14 protein-coding genes are annotated in these 17,677 nt (G+C 49.8%); 3 read left to right on the top strand and 11 right to left on the bottom strand.

Annotated elements, in window-relative coordinates:
- Positions 1-12 precede the first annotated feature (12 nt).
- The 4 genes from KNP84_RS05490 to KNP84_RS05475 are packed head-to-tail and all read right to left on the bottom strand — an operon-like array spanning position 13 to position 4,795.
- Complete coding sequence (locus KNP84_RS05490) at positions 13-2,370, bottom strand: DEAD/DEAH box helicase family protein (protein ID WP_215114452.1); 2,358 nt, start codon at positions 2,368-2,370, stop codon at positions 13-15.
- On the bottom strand, positions 2,363-2,692 hold the full coding sequence (locus KNP84_RS05485) for a nucleoside triphosphate pyrophosphohydrolase (RefSeq protein WP_215114451.1): 330 nt from the start codon (positions 2,690-2,692) through the stop codon (positions 2,363-2,365). Before KNP84_RS05485 ends, KNP84_RS05490 begins: the two co-directional genes overlap by 8 nt.
- A gap of 33 nt (positions 2,693-2,725) precedes the next feature.
- Entirely contained in the window at positions 2,726-4,534 is a 1,809-nt protein-coding gene (locus KNP84_RS05480; protein WP_215114450.1) for a DUF262 domain-containing protein, read from the bottom strand.
- Positions 4,535-4,591: 57 nt separating this feature from the next.
- Positions 4,592-4,795: a hypothetical protein gene (locus tag KNP84_RS05475; protein ID WP_021066795.1), complete on the bottom strand. Its 204-nt coding sequence runs from the start codon at positions 4,793-4,795 to the stop codon at positions 4,592-4,594.
- A 205-nt stretch (positions 4,796-5,000) separates the two neighbouring features.
- On the opposite strand from KNP84_RS05475, the gene KNP84_RS05470 reads away from it, so the two are divergent.
- Positions 5,001-5,693, top strand: a complete 693-nt coding sequence (locus KNP84_RS05470; RefSeq protein ID WP_021066794.1) for an ABC transporter ATP-binding protein — start codon at positions 5,001-5,003, stop codon at positions 5,691-5,693.
- Complete coding sequence (locus KNP84_RS05465) at positions 5,686-8,910, top strand: FtsX-like permease family protein (protein WP_215114449.1); 3,225 nt, start codon at positions 5,686-5,688, stop codon at positions 8,908-8,910. The genes KNP84_RS05470 and KNP84_RS05465 overlap by 8 nt, the downstream gene beginning before the upstream one ends.
- A 93-nt stretch (positions 8,911-9,003) precedes the next feature.
- Here KNP84_RS05465 and KNP84_RS15300 read toward each other — a convergent pair whose 3' ends face one another.
- The 7 genes from KNP84_RS15300 to zapA form a co-directional block, all read right to left on the bottom strand.
- Entirely contained in the window at positions 9,004-9,957 is a 954-nt protein-coding gene (locus tag KNP84_RS15300) for a sensor domain-containing diguanylate cyclase (RefSeq protein WP_215114448.1), read from the bottom strand.
- A 155-nt stretch (positions 9,958-10,112) separates the two neighbouring features.
- The gene (locus KNP84_RS05455) at positions 10,113-10,571 is read right to left on the bottom strand and encodes a hypothetical protein (RefSeq protein ID WP_214719983.1); all 459 of its coding nucleotides are present in this window, start codon (positions 10,569-10,571) and stop codon (positions 10,113-10,115) included.
- 273 nt (positions 10,572-10,844) lie between these two features.
- Positions 10,845-11,261, bottom strand: a complete 417-nt coding sequence (locus tag KNP84_RS05450; RefSeq protein ID WP_087576464.1) for a DUF350 domain-containing protein — start codon at positions 11,259-11,261, stop codon at positions 10,845-10,847.
- Between the two features lie 7 nt (positions 11,262-11,268).
- Positions 11,269-13,623, bottom strand: coding sequence for an endonuclease MutS2 (locus KNP84_RS05445; protein WP_131471036.1), 2,355 nt, complete (start codon positions 13,621-13,623; stop codon positions 11,269-11,271).
- A complete protein-coding gene (gene polX, locus KNP84_RS05440) occupies positions 13,624-15,333 on the bottom strand; it encodes a DNA polymerase/3'-5' exonuclease PolX (protein WP_215114447.1) in 1,710 nt (569 codons plus the stop codon). It lies immediately after the preceding gene.
- A gap of 69 nt (positions 15,334-15,402) precedes the next feature.
- Positions 15,403-15,939 (bottom strand): CvpA family protein, encoded by a 537-nt coding sequence (locus KNP84_RS05435; protein ID WP_021066786.1) that lies wholly within the window; start codon positions 15,937-15,939, stop codon positions 15,403-15,405.
- 8 nt (positions 15,940-15,947) lie between these two features.
- A complete protein-coding gene (gene zapA, locus KNP84_RS15230) occupies positions 15,948-16,169 on the bottom strand; it encodes a cell division protein ZapA (protein WP_021066785.1) in 222 nt (73 codons plus the stop codon).
- A gap of 211 nt (positions 16,170-16,380) precedes the next feature.
- Between zapA and KNP84_RS05425 the strand changes: the two genes are divergently transcribed.
- Positions 16,381-17,595, top strand: coding sequence for a dicarboxylate/amino acid:cation symporter (locus tag KNP84_RS05425; RefSeq protein WP_021066784.1), 1,215 nt, complete (start codon positions 16,381-16,383; stop codon positions 17,593-17,595).
- Positions 17,596-17,677 lie beyond the last annotated feature (82 nt).

Genomic DNA, 17,677 nt, shown 5'->3' with positions numbered 1-17,677 from the left:
ATTACACCACCCTCATTCTGAAGCCTTACGACTGAAGTAGTGATGTAGCCGCACTTCAACGATTTGACTGACCCATTCGTAAACCAAAGGATGAGCATACGCTTTATTATGCTCGATATGTAATGACTCCTCTGATACAAAGAACGGTCCTTTAGCTATTTTATCAAATGGCATCCGCAACAGTAACTTTTCAATTTTTTGCTGATGAAACGGTGATTGGAAGTCTTTTGTCTGTCCATCAATCTGTTGCCGATATGGGAAAGCATCGATGAACTCATAGAATGGACGAGCTGCCTCGCTCGCGGAAAGTGGTTGAAGCCACCCCTCGAGTCCACGACCTAACATGATGGATAACACAATCATCTTATAGCTCTTCGTCATGTCGGTGTACTCCACTTCAAGCAACAGCGACTTCACCTCTTCAAACAGGTGACTCTCTTCGTCATCCAGCTCCCCCATCCGATTGAGGAACCCATAAAACCCTCCGTCTTTCTTCCATTCAGAACGATAAGCATCCATCGAGTATTCACCTCGCTGGATCAACTCTAGGTAACTCGGACGTCTTCCAAGTTCTTCTTTCACCATGAAGTAGTTACGCTCCAACTGTTGCCGGCGTGTCGAAGAACGGGTGACCATTCGCTTCAATAAATCGATGGCATGTAAATCAAATTCGATGGTACATTCACCTGGTAAATCCTCATCTGTTGGAAGTGCTTTGACAATCGGCTGTCGCTTAGTAGTTAACAGTGCTAACTTTTTATCGATGTTCTTATAGTTCCCAATCAAATCGATGATAGTGCAGTGCGTTTTCCCGCTCAATAGACGTAATCCACGGCCGATCTGTTGCGTGAACACCGTCAACGATTCAGTAGGGCGGCAAAACAATAGCGTATCGATTTCAGGGATATCGACACCTTCATTGAATAAATTGACCGCGAAGATAATATCGAGATGTCCTTGCTTCAATTGTTGCATCACATCGGCACGATCATATTCGGTCTGGCTATGTAGCGCGACAGCTTGCACGCCTTGCAGGCGGAAATAGTCGGCCAAGTATTCAGCCTGAGTGACCGATGAACAGAAGCCAAGCGCTCGCGTCTGATTATGCATCCGCCAGGCATCAAAGATTTTTTGAGCGACACTTTCCTTCAATTGCTCCGCCAATAGTTCGTCTTGATCATAGCGACGACCGTTGATCAATCGAATCTGCGAATAGTCGATTTCATCATAAATCCCTACGTAATGGAATGGCGTCAAATACGACTCTTCAATCGCTTCTGTGAAGTGCATCTGATATGCGACATTGTCATCGCATAAAGCATAGACGTCTCCCCCGTCCAACCGATCCGGCGTTGCCGTTAACCCGAGCAAGAATTTCGGCTCGAAGTAGTCAAGGACACGCCGATAGGATGGTGCCGCCGAATGATGGAACTCGTCGACGACAATCAAATCGAACTGATCTGGTGTGAACTGCTGCATTCGGTGTTTCGATGCCAACGTTTGTATCGAAGCAAATAAGACATCTGCCGATTTCTCAGCTCTCGAGTCACCGCCAAGCAATAATCCCGTCTTCCATTCACTCGAGACTTTCTTATACGAGGTCTCAGCTTGAAGCAGAATCTCTTTTTGATGCGCAATGAAAAGTACTCGTTTAAATTGGCGGGCGAAGAAGGCGCTCAAATATGTCTTTCCTAGCCCTGTAGCGAGCACGAGCATCGCTTTGCGTCTACCTTCGTCCATCGTCTCGCGTAACGCCTTTAAAGCAGCGTCTTGCACAGTGTTGGGTGTGACTGTATCGTCCTCGATATAAACCGGATCTGGCGCTGCAATTTGCTCAGCTTCTTTCATCCGATCTTGTCTGGCCATATACTCTTCACGATAGGGCTGCAACGAGACGGTGTTCATGATTTGGGCATAGTCACTATAGAAGAGCTCATGAAACGCATCGACCGACTGTTCAAACACGTCCTTCGAGATGCTCGCCGGTATCTCGACGTTCCATTCGACACCTCGATTCAAGGCGCTATGCGACAGATTGGAAGAACCGACAAAGAACGTCCCTCCATCTTGTGTGCGGAACAAATATGCCTTCGGATGGAATGACTGTCCTTTCGATCGATAAAGCCGTAGCTCCACTCCTTGAATGACCATTAACATTTCAAGCGCATCCGGATTCGTCAAATAGAGATAATCACCAATCAGAATCCGAACTTGTGCCCCTCGATTGGCTGCGTTCTTTAGTGCCTCAGCGATTTCCTGAACACCTGACACTTGCGCAAACGCGACGACCATATAAATTTCAGTCGCCGCGTTGATTTGGTAATGTAATGGAATTCGTAAATGACTCGTATGCAGACGTAACTCACTCATGATCAAGAATCTCTTCCAAGAAAAGACCTTTTTCAAACCCGCCCCGTTTCTCACGTTTCTCCTCACGAATACGATTCAATTCTTCAAAACTCGCACCATGCATTTTCCCGAGCGTATAGACGAGTTCAAGAATGTCAGCAAGTTCTTCGAGCGATTCTTCATCGATGTTCGTCTCTTCGTACTCTTTGATTTCCTCGTAAAGTTTCAAGCGAGCCTGTTCGAAATGTTCGGCTTGATTAAGGTATTTGACGACAGGGATCTGACCTGCTTCATGGATGATTTCAGGGATACGGTCGCGGATAAGTTTGTTATATGTTTGCACGAGAATCTTCCTTTCCACACTTAAACCTAATTTTTATTGGAATTTGGCAATGATTAATTCAGTAAGTTGATCTGTTCTTCTTTCAATATCCTCAATTGTCCAAGACTCTTTAGCATCAATAGGAACACTATTAAATATAGATTCATTGATAAATAATTTTGTACGCAGCCCCGTATAATTGTTTGAACTTTTAGGTTTATAGTCTCTTTTCTCAATAAATTCTTTATCACTCATTTCTGAATTATATCCGGTAAGTGTTAAGTTACCTATTTTATGAACATACTCTTTTTGAAGCCTTTCTGCTAAATCAGCATTCTCTGGAGAAATCATTTCTTTCCACTTCATTTTGAGATTTAAGCTTTGAGGTAATATATGTTCGAGTGTCCAAATAGGTTTTCCGTTACTATTATAGTCATCTAAATTATCTTGAGTTTGTTTATCAAAATAATTACCATGGATTCTTTCTAATTCAATTAAAACAAATCTTGTAGTTTGAGGTGCAATATCATATATAGGACCTTTTAATGCTGATTTAAAATCTAAATCACTAGCTTTAATACTCCCTAATTGTTCTTCAACTGTGTCCAAACTAATTGATTCTAATTTATTCTTATTTTGTTGTAATATTCTAACTGTTTGAATTGCTTTTGAACGGATATTTGAAGATTTTGGTTTCAAAACCAAGTTTCGACGAACATAATAACTTACTAAATATGAGAAAATACATGAGACTTTTTTCTCTGAAATATTATTTAATTTAAGTTCTTTTAAGAGATATAGCATTAATGGATACACTGGTGAAGTTTCCAATTTTAAAAGCTTATTAATTATGTGACTTAATTCGTCGCCATATTGTATATAGTTAGCTGAGCTTATCTTAGGAATCATCTGTGAAAAGATTTCTGCATTAATTATTAATTCTTCCATATACAAGTGTCCATTTTTTTTAAATAAGTCTTCATATTTTCTCAAAGATGCTCTCTTTGTAACAGATGATGTGCCGCTTCCTTCAAACACGTCATAATTATTCTGTAAGAATTGAGTGACAGCTGTAGCATTTGGCTCACCATTCTCGTTTAAAAAAATATTAATTAATCGATTCCACTCTTCCAATGCTTTTTTCTCTGGAAAATGTTGTATAGCCTCACTCAAATAGTATGATTTTAATAAATCCATTAATGTTAACGGAAGGCCTTTAGCATTTAAGGAGGTAAAAACCGAATAAGCGTCTGTGAGGTCATTTACAGTAATTCTCAAAAGTTCTAAATCATTTAGCTTCGTATAAAACATTTTTATCTTGGTATATTTACTATTAAATTCATCTGCTTCAATATTAGAAATTATTTCTCTAATGTAATTATATCTTTTTCCAAATGTCCGATTTCCAAATTTACCTTTTTCTTTGCCATTAAGTATCTGAAGGTAACTATTGAAAATCTCAGCATCCTGTTCTAATAGGTTTAATTTAGGTTGTCCTTGTTGCGTCAATAATTTCCTCTTTATGTCAGCTCTTAATGGATAGCTATCCTCGATTTCTGTTTGATCCACGCTAAATTTCTGAACATCTAATAATTCTTCGTAAATAGCTAATAGAAACAATGCAATGGTCGTCAAGCGTTGTTGGCCATCTACTACATCAAAACCATCCTTGGTTGCTGATGGAGTTACTAATAAATTACCAATATAGTATCCTCCCTCTTCAGCTATTGAATCACTATACAAAGAATCAATATTACGATCATTCCATGAATAGTTTCGTTGGTATATTGGAATGTTGTAAACAGACTTTCCTTCAATTGAAAAAATTTCGTTAATCGGCTTAGTCTCTGGATTAATATTCATTTAACTAATATCTCCATTTCTTTTCATATACTAATATTTAATCATATTCTAAGTCACTCATTCCACAATCTCAAACGCCTTCACATACACGACATGGTCGAGGAAAATGATCCACTCATCCTCGAACTGAACGAACCCGTCCGTCGCATGACGGAACGACTGATAAATCGATTCGAGCGCCGCATAACGACTCTCCGCTTCCACCACTTGCGTCAACACCTCATCGTTAATCATATGGAACTCAATTTCGAACTGTTTCATTGTTTCCACTCCCTTTCACTCGATTCAACACGCTCATAACTCTTTTCCCCATTCCGTCCCATACTTCTCTCGAAACCAAGACGAAAATTTTCTCGGCTTTCAACAGGAAACTTTTTCCTTTACACTATGATAAATAGTCAGAAAATTACGTGTTCTTACATATTTAATATTGACTATCTTATCCCACCAAGAGAGGAAGTTTCCAATGGCCTATGATTTTGAATGCAAACACCTGACGAAACGCTTTGATAACGGCGACATCGCGACGCTCGCGCTCGATGATGTGAACCTTCACTTCACCCACGGCGATTTCATCTCGATTATCGGTCCATCCGGTTCAGGCAAATCGACACTACTCAGCTTGATTGGCACGCTCGACCGTCCGACCGATGGCACACTCTTATTCAACGGCGAACCAATCTCGACCTTGTCCGCGAAACAGCTCGCCGACTTCCGCTTCGACAACATCGGTTTCATCTTCCAACAGTTCCATTTGATTCCGACGTTGACCGCGCTCGAGAACGTCATGGCACCACTGTTCGGCCGCAAAGTCGACTATGACGGCGAACAACGAGCACTTGAACTGTTGAAAGAAGTCGGACTGAGCGACAAGGCGAACTCGCTGCCGTCCCAACTGTCAGGCGGTCAGCAACAACGGGTCGCAGTCGCCCGCGCCCTCATTCACCGTCCGAAGTGGCTGCTCGCGGATGAGCCGACCGGGAACCTCGACACGCATACGGGCGATATTATCTTCGACTTGTTGACGCGTCTGAACCGGGACAACGGCTGTGGCGTATTGTTCGTCACGCACGACCCGGAGCTCGCCGACCGGGCGAACCGAAAAATCGAGATGCGCGACGGGCAGGTCGTCGCCATGAGCGACGTCCATCATGCTTAAGTTCATCTGGAACTCATGGTGGCGGAATAAGGAACGGTTCATCCTGCTCATGGTCGGTATGCTCATCGTCAGTACCGGGCTCAGTTATCTACTCGGGGTGACGCAGGCGAACAACGGGACGGTCGTCAATGAGCTCCAGAAACGATGGGACTCGTCGTATCACATCGTCGTCCGGCCGGAAGGTAGCCGCAGCGTGACCGAGGACTTGAACCTGCTCGAACCAAACTATATGAGCGGGCTCGAAGGCGGGATCACGCGCGAGCAATATGAGACGATTCAACAGATTGCCGACGTCGATGTCGCGGCACCGATCGCGATGATCGGGTCGACTTATTCGAGCTCGTTCACCCAAACGCATACGTTTGATAAAGCGGGTCTTTATCGCCTCAAGATGAACACACTCATCGATACAGGCATTGAAAAAATCAATGACTTCCAAGACTTGAAAGCCTACTTTTGGGTCGGCTGGATGCCGAACGGCGATTCGACCCATATCGGAATCGGTCCGACCGCCCTGTACGAGGAGTTTCCCCTCTCTTACGGGAGCGATGTCATGTTGGCTGGGATCGACCCGGTCGCCGAAGCGAAACTCGTAGGGTTAGACGATGCCGTACAAGCGACAGAGTTCAGTCGTTATTTCAATGATGAGGATATCCCAGAGCCTTACGATGAGGACATCACGACGATTCCGATTTTGATGAGTTCAAAAGACTACGTCGATGCCTCAATCAACTACACGATTGAAGAAGTAGATGTCGATACAAGCGATCAAGAGGCATTTATCAAAACGTATCTCGATCAAGGAAAAGATGAATACCTCGATAGATTGAAAGGGACGGAAGTCGCCTCATACGACTTTACAGCACAACAAATGCATGACAATATCACGAAACACATTTTAGAAGGGACACCACAACCGCAAGACCCTCGTGTCACAGTTGACTATACTTGGCTTGCCGAGAAGGCGTCACCGCTCGTATACGAAGGCGTGACGAGCCCGTTCCCGAAACGTTGGCCGTACTCGTATCAAATCAAACCGTTCCTCGCTGAGGGTCAAGTGGCTTACGGCCAAGAAAGTATGTATCGCAAGTCAAATAAATACGCGGAAGACCTCAACGATGCGCCGAAAGTGAAATATAACTACATCGGCTTGTTCGATCCGTCGAAACTGAAGTTGTCGAAAGACCCGCTGACGGAACTGCCGATGGAGACGTATTTCCCGGCGAGCGCCGATTGGGTCATGAACTCGAAAGACGAGCCGGTCAACCCACCGACGACGGTCAAGCCGACGAACAACCCGTACAGCTTCCTCACGAAACCACCTTCGATGTTGACGACGCTCGATGCCGCGTTCGCCATCGCCGGCGACAAAGCCATCTCGGCGATTCGCGTCAACGTGAAAGGCGTCGATGTCTTAAACGAAGAGAGTGAGGCGAAACTGCAAGCGGTCGCCAAAGAGATTGAGGACAAGACCGGTCTTATCACCGACGTGACGCTCGGTTCGTCTCCACAGTATGCTGTCACGTATTTACCCGGACTCAAAGGAGAAAGTGCCCTCGGATGGATTCAACAACCGTGGATTAAACTTGGGTCATCGATTACGATTTTCCAAGAAGCGAAACTCGGCTTCTCCGGCGTCGTCGCGAGCGTCATCCTCGTCGCGATGCTGTACGTGTTCAGCTCGAACATCATCATGCTGTACGCGCGGAAGAAAGAGTTTGCCATTCTGTTATCGCTCGGGTGGCGCCCGAGCCAACTGTCGAAGCTGTTGTTCCTCGAAGCGACGATTCTCGGTTCAATGGTCGCGCTCATCTCATGGATGATTCTCGGGACGTTCCTATGGACGGCAGCCGGTTCAACGTCGATTGCCCGCATCCTATTGATTGGACTCGCCGGTCTGTTGATTTACTGGCTCGGGACGCTCATCCCGATTCGACTCGTGCGGAAAATCAAACCATATGAGACGATGCAGTCAGGTGAGGTGTCGAAAGGACGCCGTTTGATTCGCTCCCGCTCGAGCGGCGGCATGAGCTTGAACCAGCTCGTGACGTATTGGCCGCGGACGACGTTGTCGATTCTCGCCATCGCCTTACCGACGAGTCTGTTCGGCTTCTTCCTATTCGTCACATTCCGCCTCCAAGGGGTCTTGTATACGACATGGATCGGCGAGTTCGTCGCCCTCGAAGTCGGGACGATGCATTACGTCGCCATGGGTGTCGCCTTGCTCATCGCCATGCTGACGACGACCGAAATCATGTGGCAAAACGTCTCGGAGCGCAAACCGCAGCTCGCCGTCTTGAAGGCGCTCGGTTGGCAGAACACGTCTATCCGTCGCCTCGTCTTGACGGAAGGCGCGTTGACCGGTTTCTTCGCCGGACTCCTCGGCGTGACAGTGACCATCATCATCGTCACCATCATGTATCAACAGTTCCCGACGTCCGAGTTGCCGTTCCTGTTCGCGACCATCCTCATCCCGGTCGTGACCGGTGTCCTCGGGGCGCTCCTCCCGGCGGAACGGGCCGTCCGCATCACACCGGCTGAAGCCATCGGCGGACACGTCGTTAACCAGAAGAAAGTCGAGAAACGGTTCCGTCTCGTCCTCGGGACGACTGCGACCGCTCTCGTCGTCGGCATCATCAGCTTGTTCGTCTTCACGTCACCTGAAGTGAAACCGGTGACGGAAGAAGCGAAGACGACACCAGCCCCGACCGCACAGACGACCGGTGCGAAACAGGCTGATTTAAAAGCAGATAAACCGAAAGAAACCAAAGCAACGACACCAAAAGAAGATGACCTTCAAAAAATCATGAACCTCGGCACGTTCCAAACGTTTATTGGGGATCCACGAATGAAGAAACGTGAATTCCAAGTCGGACAGCCCGTCTTTGCTTCACCGGATGGGACCGAACCGGAAGCTGGAAAACGATTCGTCAGCCTACCAATTTCTCTCTTTAATGAGGATGATCAATATGGTGGCACTATGGACTATCGACCGAACGGGTTCCGCATGTACACGCCAGACGGCACAGAGTACAGTCCGGTCGACATGGTCAACCACAACAAGAAAGCATTTCGGGGTGGATTCATTTACACACCAGGCGAGAAATCCGAAATCGATTTGGTCTTCCTCGTTCCAGAGAAAGAGAAAACGCTCGTCTTGTATGCTTCAAGCGGCGCCATGCCGAAAGTGTATACCGTTAAAATTGAAGTGCCATAACTAGAATGCATTTACCTGAGTCAAACAGAAAAAAGGAAGATTGAACCGATTTATATCGAGACAATCTTCCTTTTCTTTCGTCTAGTTTTCCATTCAATACGGGTCGTGAACAAACTTGAACGTTCGCTTCCCAGCTGATTTTGCTTGATATAGCGCCTCATCCGCTTGTTTCAAAAGCGTGACCAACGTCGTACGCTCATCTCGTATGTAGGTGACGATGCCAATGCTCGTCGAGACTTGGTAACCCTCATCCCACCTGCTTAACTCATCGATAATCTGAGTCGCGATGTGGCCCCATTCGTCTCGACCCGCGGCCTGTGAAAAGTGGAGCACGAACTCATCTCCGCCTAACCGGACCGCGAACGCATCACCTTGTTCGTTCACAATCGTTTGAAGCCTTGCCGCCACTTCTTGCAGGACGGTGTCCCCGATGTCGTGACCGTACCGATCGTTCACGCTTTTGAATCCGTCCAAGTCGAGGAAAAAGAGCGCACCGTGCGTGTTCGAGTCGTCTTCAAAGTACTTCGTCAAGTAGCGTCGATTGTACAGCTCCGTCAACATATCTCGCCACACAAAACGTTCTAGTTCCAAATAATACGAGAACAGCTTGACGATTCGTTGGAGCAACGCGATACTCCTCGGATCCAACAGACTCGCCTCATCATTGACGGCACACAACGTGCCAAACTTTTCACCGTTCGTCAGTGAGATTGGGATACCTAAATATGAGCGGATGTTTACGTCGTCGAGTAGCCGTTCCACTTCCTCCACATCACAGTCTCGCTTGATATCTGCATATCGCAACGGTTGATTGTTCTCGAAATCAATGCGATTACAAACAGAATTGCTCAAATCGACGACCATGTTTTCCGTAATCTGAATCGATGATTTTTGATTGGACAGTTTCAAAATGACCTGTTGCGAGTCTGTGAACGCAGTCAAATAAAACATTTGCTCGGGCAAAATTTCATTTGCGAGATCAAGGACATCGTTCGCAAGCTCGTCAAAGCTCTCATACATCTTCAATTCTTCAAATTGTGTGTTCATACAATCTTCCACCCCATCCCATTCTATGTACAGCCTATGCATTGAAAGGTTATGCTTCTCTCTTCGTCTTCATACATTTTACCATATGAGAATTGAAAGTAGAGAAAGGTGCAGGGATGAACGCTCGATTTGTACACTCGCTTCTTCTCCTTCGTTTATGCCTCGTCCACGACCTCGATGATGACGCCCGTATCCCCGACTTTCCCCAAGTCGAGCACGGTCGGATCTTCGTACGCCAAGACGTGAAACTCTTGTTCGAACGTTCGAATGACATAATGGGATAGTTCGCCTCTATACGTGTTGATCCGCTCCGTACCCATGTTCTCTGCGGCGAATCGTGTGAAGCGAGACGTCTTCAGTTTCACGATTGGGTAAGCATTACGTAGCCCTTCTTCATGTATACTATGGTCTTCGATTGTCCCGAGAAACACCGCATATTGCTCGAAGCGGATCAGGATGCGGTCGCGCTCCTCGTCCCAAGTCAGCAACATTGTCGGGTCACTTGCCCCGCAAAACGTCCACTCGAGTGGATAATAGGTGACGCCCTTCATCTGGAACGACTCCGTCTCGAGCACATAGTCTTCCGTTGTCATCAAAAAATCTAAATCAATCACCATTCGTGCCTCCCCCAATTGATTCTTGTGATAAGTAAGTACCGCCTTCATTTTCTACCGATTGAGATGATTATAATTCAAATCAGATTTATCAATTGTCCAAAATTCAAATAGCAAGGATATGCGTTTTTTAGAAACCAATCAAAAAAGGAGCGCCCTTCTCGGACACTCCGCACTTCACTTCAATAAAAGATAAACCACAGTGCCGCTGCCACTAAAAACAGGCCGGCCCCGATGAAGAGAATCTTCGCTAGTCTCTCATATACCATGTCTTCACCTCACCAACGCTGCGCCGACGACGAGCGAGACCCCAATCGAGAGCAGGAACGCCATCAAGCCGACGGCGATGTTCCCTTTCCCAATCTCCTCGTTCACTTTGAGCGACGGCGTCAAAAATTCGAATAGCCAATACGTCACCAACAAGAGCACGAAGCCGAAGCTCCCTCCGACCAACACATCCATCGTCTGGTCGTGGTGGCTCTCGACGACGCGGAAGATGTTGGCGAGACCGACGATTTTTCCGCCGGTCGCGAGTGCGACGGCGATGTTTCCTTTTTGAATCTCGCGCCAATTGCTGTACGGCGTCGTCACCTCAAAGATGGCGAGACCGACGACAATCATGAGTCCGGCGATTGAATACAGGCCGAGCGACTCAAGCAATACGTTGACGTTCACATTCCCCATTACCATGTTCCCCTCACTTCAGTTCGACGACCGTGACACCGAGTCCGCCTTCACCCATCCCACCGGGGCGCTGACTCTTCACGTGACGATGTCCTTTAAGATACTCCTGCGTCGCTTGGCGCATCGCCCCGGTCCCAAGACCGTGGATGATGCGGACGTTGTCGTACCCCGACACGAGTGCCTCGTCGATATATTTGTCGAGGCGGGAAAGTCCTTCTTCGACCCGAACGCCGCGCAAGTCGAGCTCCGACTTCGTCGAGCTCTGACGCTTGAGCGAGCTGCCTTTCGACTGGAGCGACTGCTCTTTCGAAGGCCCGATCTTTTGAAGGTCGTCCGCTTTGACGTTCACTTTCATAATCCCGACTTGGACGTTGTACTCGTTATCGTTCAATTGCTTCACGATATAGCCCTTTTGGTTGAACGTCGTCACTTTCACTTCTTCGCCTTTACTGAACGTACGTTTCTGTTGCGCTTTTTGTTTCACTTTTTGAATCTTTTTATCTTGGAGCGTCGGTTTCGCCGATTCAAGCTGTTTCTTCGCGGCGATGATCTCGTGCTCTTTGACGATGCCTTCTTCACGAAGCTTCTTCAAGCGGTCGATGACTTCGTTCGCTTGGCGCTTCGCTTGTTCGACGGCCTTTTCGGCACGAGCCTCGGCTTCGCCGTACATCGTGTCGCGCTCACGCTCGAAATCGGTCAGCTTCGCTTCGAACGCAGCCTGTTCAGTTTCGAGGTCGTGGCGTTTGACAATCAATTCTTTCTCGAGCTGCTCGGCGCGATGCTTGGCCGCCTCGAGCTCATTGATCATCGATTCGACCGACTCGGCGTCGGTGCCGACATGGCTTCGCGCCTTGTCGATGACCTGTTCAGATAAGCCGAGACGTCGACTAATCTCGAACGCGTTCGAACGCCCCGGTACGCCGATCAATAGGCGGTACGTCGGGCTGAGCGATTCGATATCGAACTCCATCGAGGCGTTCATGACGCCTTCCCGGTTATAGGCGTACGCCTTCAGTTCCGAGTAGTGCGTCGTCGCCGCCACACGGGCGCCGCGACGTTTCACTTCGTCAAGGATGGCGATGGCAAGGGCCGCCCCTTCTTGCGGGTCGGTCCCGGCACCGAGCTCATCGAATAGGACGAGTGACATGAAGTCGATCTTGTCGAGCATGCTGACGATATTCGTCATGTGCGAGCTGAACGTCGACAAGCTCTGCTCGATCGACTGCTCATCACCGATATCGGCGTAGATGGCGTCAAAGACGGACAGCTCCGTCCCGAATTCGGCCGGTACATAGAGACCTGACTGCACCATCAGTTGGAGCAACCCGAGCGTCTTGAGCGTGACCGTCTTCCCGCCGGTGTTCGGTCCCGTTATGACGAGCGATGTGAACGCCTCGCCGAGCTCGACCGTGATCGGCACGACCTCATCTTGCGGGATGAACGGATGACGCGCCTGTTTCAACTTGATTTCGCGTTCATCGTTCAGTTTCGGTTCCGTCGCTTTGAGCTGATGCCCGTAGGCGACTTTTGCGAACACAAAGTCGAGCGTGGCGAGCACGTCGAGGTTCGTCACGACCGAATCAGCGACACCGCCGACGAGGTCTGACAATTCGCTCAAGATGCGGTCGATCTCGGCGCGCTCTTTCAAGCGGACTTCTTGAATCTCGTTGTTGATCGACACGATCGCCTGCGGCTCGATGAAGAGCGTCTGGCCCGATGCCGATTGGTCGTGGACGATCCCGCCGAACGCTTGGCGGTACTCCATCTTGACCGGGACGACGTAGCGGTCGTTCCGAATCGTGACAATGGCGTCCGAGAGCATCTTCGCATTGTTACGGAGGATGTTGTCGATCCGTGAACGGACGCTGCCTTCAAAGCTACGGAGCTGAGTCCGGAGGCCACGGAGACGGTCGCTCGCCGAATCTTGGACCGTGCCTTGGTCGTCGATGGCGTGACGGATCGTCTGTTCGACCTCGATCAGCTTCGTCAAGCGCTCGGCATACTCATCGAGGCGCGGGATACGGAGATCTTCATTGTCCTCGTGCAGCTTCTCGAAGAAGTTCTTCACTTGGCGCCCGCTGTACATGACGGCGGCGACGGCGAGCAGTTCGCTCGTCGAGAGGACCGAGCCGATGGCGGCACGCTTCACTTCACTGCGGACATCGGTCAGTCCGCCGAGCGGCAACCGGTCGCGGAGTCGGACGACCTCGGTCGCCTCGCGGGTGACGTTCAAGTTCGACAATACCCGGTCGTACGTATAGTCGGGCTGCATGTTGAGCGCCCGTTCTTTTCCGAGCGAGCTCGCGGCGTGGGCAGCGAGCTGCTGGCGGAGTTTTTCATATTCTAAAACGCGTAACGCGTGATCCATCTAGCATGTTCCTTTCTGTCGCTTCGCGTCGATGAACGCCTTGGCGTCCTCGAACGAGAGGCAGTTGATGATGTCTGACGGTTCGAGATAGGCTTTCCGGGCGTGCAGGACGCCGAGTGCCATATCTTCCATCATATCAGGGTGGTGCGTATCGGTGTTGATCATCAGTTTGACGCCGGCCGCCTTCGCTTTCTTCAGTGTCGAGGCCGTCAAATCGAGCCGGTTCGGGTTCGCATTCAACTCGAGCGCCGTCCCTGTCTCTTTCGCGAGGGCGATCAAGCGCTCCTCGTCAATCGGATAACCGTCACGGCGCCCGATGAGGCGACCGGTCGGATGGGCGATGACGTTGACGTACGGCGAGCGGCAGGCGTTCTCGAGCCGGCCCATAATCTCGTCGACGGATTGGTCCATCTTCGAATGAATCGAGGCGACGACGTAGTCGAGCGTCGCCAAGAACTCAGGCTCATAGTCGAGCGTCCCGTCTGGGCGGATATCCATCTCGACACCGCGCAGGACGTGCATGTCGTGCTTCTTGGCGGCAGCGAGAATCTCTTCCCCTTGCGCCTCGAGCCGTTCCTCGGTCAAGCCGTTGACGAACGACATGTATTTGCCGTGGTCGGTGATGGCGATCCACTCATAGCCGCGCGCTTTCATCGCCGCGACGAGCTCGTCGACCGTCAACTTCCCGTCCGACCAGACCGTGTGCATATGGGCGTCGGCCTTGATATCGTCGAGTGTGACGAGCTTCGAGAGGTCGTGCTCGAACTCGAGGTTGCCTGCCCGGAGCTCCGGCGGGATGAACGGTAGTCCGTAGCGTTCGAACAGCTCGGCTTCCGTCTCCGGTTGCCAGAGGCCGTCCGCCGTCTCGACGCCGTACTCAGAAATCGACTCACCCTTCGCTTTCGCGAGCTGGCGCATCCGCACGTTATGGTCTTTCGAGCCGGTGAAGTGATGGAGCGTCGCCGCGAAGGCGCCCGGTTCGACCATGCGGAAGTCGACCGACACCATCTCCTCGCGCTCGAGGACGAGCGACACTTTCGTCTCTCCGGCCGCGATTACCTCGTTGATGAACGGAAGGGCGAGCAACTTGTCACGGAGGGCGACAGGCTCTTCGGTCGCGATGATGAAGTCGAGGTCTTTACACGTCTCCTCGGCGCGGCGGAAACTGCCGCCGACCGAATGGCGCAAGACGAGCGGCTCGGCTTCGAGCACCGCTTCAATCTCTTCGACGACCGGGCGCATCATGGCGTATGCAAGGCGTTCCGGACGTGACTCGAGGTTCCGTGCCGCCGTGAGCAACTTCTCGACGCTCTTGGCGCCGAAGCCTGGCAGGCTCGCAGCCGTGCCGTCCTCCAATACGGTAATCAGCGTCTCGAGATCGACGACGCCGACTTCGCGGAGCTTGGCGAGCTTCTTTCCACCGAGCCCTTGGATTTTGAGCAGTTTCATCAGGCCATATGGAATTTCTTCTTGGAGTGACTCGAGCACTTCACTGCGGCCCGTGTCCCGCCACTCTTCGAGGACGGCGGCCGTCCCTTTGCCGATCCCGGAGATGGTCGTCAAATCCTCGATGTCCTCGAGTTCGAGTTCGGTGTTCTCGAGCGCCGTCGCGGCTTTGCGGAAGGCGTTGATTTTGAACGGGTTCTCCCCTTTAATCTCCATGTATTGCGCGATCTTTTCTAGCAGCATCATCGCTTCAACTTTATTCATCGTGCTTCCCCCTTTTCCATACAGAAAAGGCCGAGACACAAGCACTAGCTTGCATTCCGGCCTGTCGTGTTACAACATCTTATTCGAGAACCATTCAGAGAGATATGGCGTGTCTTGAATGATGTACGTCGCGAGCGACGAGTTGTCGACGGCGCTCTGGACGCTTGCCATCGGTACGAACGCGATGACCCACAAAATGAAGAACGTGATCACGTATGCCTCGAAGAAGCCAAGGACCGCTCCGATGATTCCTTTCAATTGACGCAAGATCGGCAAGTCCGTCAAGAAGTCGAGCATCGATAGGATGAGATGCAAGACGAGCTTCGTGATGACGAACAAGACGACGAACCAGAAGACGTTATAGAACGTCATCTCGAGTCCTGTCAGTGCGTTTAAATCGATGACACCTTCTGGAAGCGACCCATCGAGTTGCGACGGGTATGGAATCCATAGCTTGAATGCTTCGGCGAGATCACGGTAGTACGCATTGGCGACGAGGAAGCTGATGATGAGCGCGACCCAATGGCCGAGCTGCAAAATCGCCCCGCGACGGAATCCGTTAATGATCCCGATGAACAAGAAAAACAGTATAAGTAGAGTAACCATAAAGTGATTTATTCTCCCGTATTTCGTTTAGTTTTGACGTGATCACTCGCGATTTGGATAGCGGCGAGCACCGCTGCCTGACGAGCGTCTAGATGAGGGGACTGTTCACGAATCTCACGGATCTTGCTATCGACCAGAAAGCCCACTTCCCTCACATGATCGGCCGGCTCTTCGCTGACGATCGTATAGTCTTGACCCGCGATATGAATCGTTGTTCGTTGTACCTGCACGCGTCACCCCTCCTTTACGTCTATTCAAAATTAATCATAACATCGTTTGTATATTAGGAAAAGAAGAAGGTCCCTCCCTTTTCCACTCCAACATTTTGTGATACCCTATTTCAAAGTTGTCAAACGTCAATCTTCGTTGAAAAATGAAAGATAGGGTGGCAACACGTCGCTAAATGTGCGAAAATAGCAACAATTCAAACATTAAGAGAGGATGATTTATTTGAAATTACGTATTGGCCTTCTAGGTCGCATCATCATCGCTATCGCATTCGGGATTCTACTCGGTAGCATCGTACCAGAAAGCCAGAACTGGATTGTCCGGACGTTTGTCACGTTCAACGCAGTCTTTGGGCAGTTCTTAGGCTTCGCCATCCCACTAATCATTCTCGCTTTCATCATTCCAGGAATCGGGGAACTTGGAAAAGGCGCTGGGAAATTGGTCGGTTTGACGGCCGCCATCGCTTACGTATCAACAGTCGTTGCCGGGACGCTCGCCTACTTCACGACGAGCAACTTGTTCCCGCAAATCTTGTCACGCAGTACGGCCTCTGCTGAAAACCCGGAAGAAGCTCTTTTGAAAAGCTTCATGGAGTTCGAGATTCCACCGGTATTCGGCGTCATGACGGCGCTCATTCTCGCCTTCGTCATCGGCATCGGGATTGCCGCCATCGAAAGCAAGCGCTCGCTCGATTTGGCCATGGATTTCCGCGATATCATTGAACTACTCATCAGCAAAGTCATCATTCCACTATTACCGATTCACATCGCCGGAATTTTCATGAACATGACGTACGCCGGACAAGTCGCTGAGATTCTCTCGGTGTTCTCGCTCGTCTTCGTCACGATCATCGTCCTTCACTTGACGATGCTCTTGATTCAATACTCAGTCGCAGGTGCTCTCAACAAAGAGAACCCACTTCGTCTCTTGAAGACGATGATGCCGGCTTACTTCACAGCCATCGGGACACAGTCGTCAGCGGCGACAATCCCGGTCACACTTCGTCAGGCGAAAGCGAACAACACGGACGAAGGCGTCGCCAACTTCGTGGTGCCGCTCTGTGCGACCATCCACTTGTCAGGGTCGACAATCACGCTCACATCGGTCGGTGTCGCCCTCATGTACTTGAACGGCATGCCGATGTCATTCGCGATCGTGCTCCCGTTCATCCTCGCCCTCGGCGTCACGATGATCGCAGCACCAGGCGTACCAGGTGGAGCCGTCATGGCCTCGCTCGGTTTGTTCGGTTCGATGCTCGGATTCAGCGAAACGATGCTCAGTCTTGTCATCGCCCTCTACTTGGCACAAGATAGCTTCGGTACGGCGACAAACGTCACGGGAGACGGTGCCATCGCCAAAATCGTTCATTACTTCAAACGCAACACCAACATTTTGGATGACGCAAAAGAACGTGAAGAAATCGCGTAATCTCATCTATAATTTGATAGAATGAAAAAAACGGGCAAGCCATCAGGTTTGCCCGTTTCGTATACATACGATGAAAGGGTGT

The organism is Exiguobacterium sp. s70, from assembly GCF_018618315.1.
GTDB lineage: Bacteria > Bacillota > Bacilli > Exiguobacteriales > Exiguobacteriaceae > Exiguobacterium > Exiguobacterium chiriqhucha.
The sequence above is the reverse complement of the archived record's forward strand: the minus strand, read 5'-3'. Positions and strand labels throughout refer to the sequence as shown.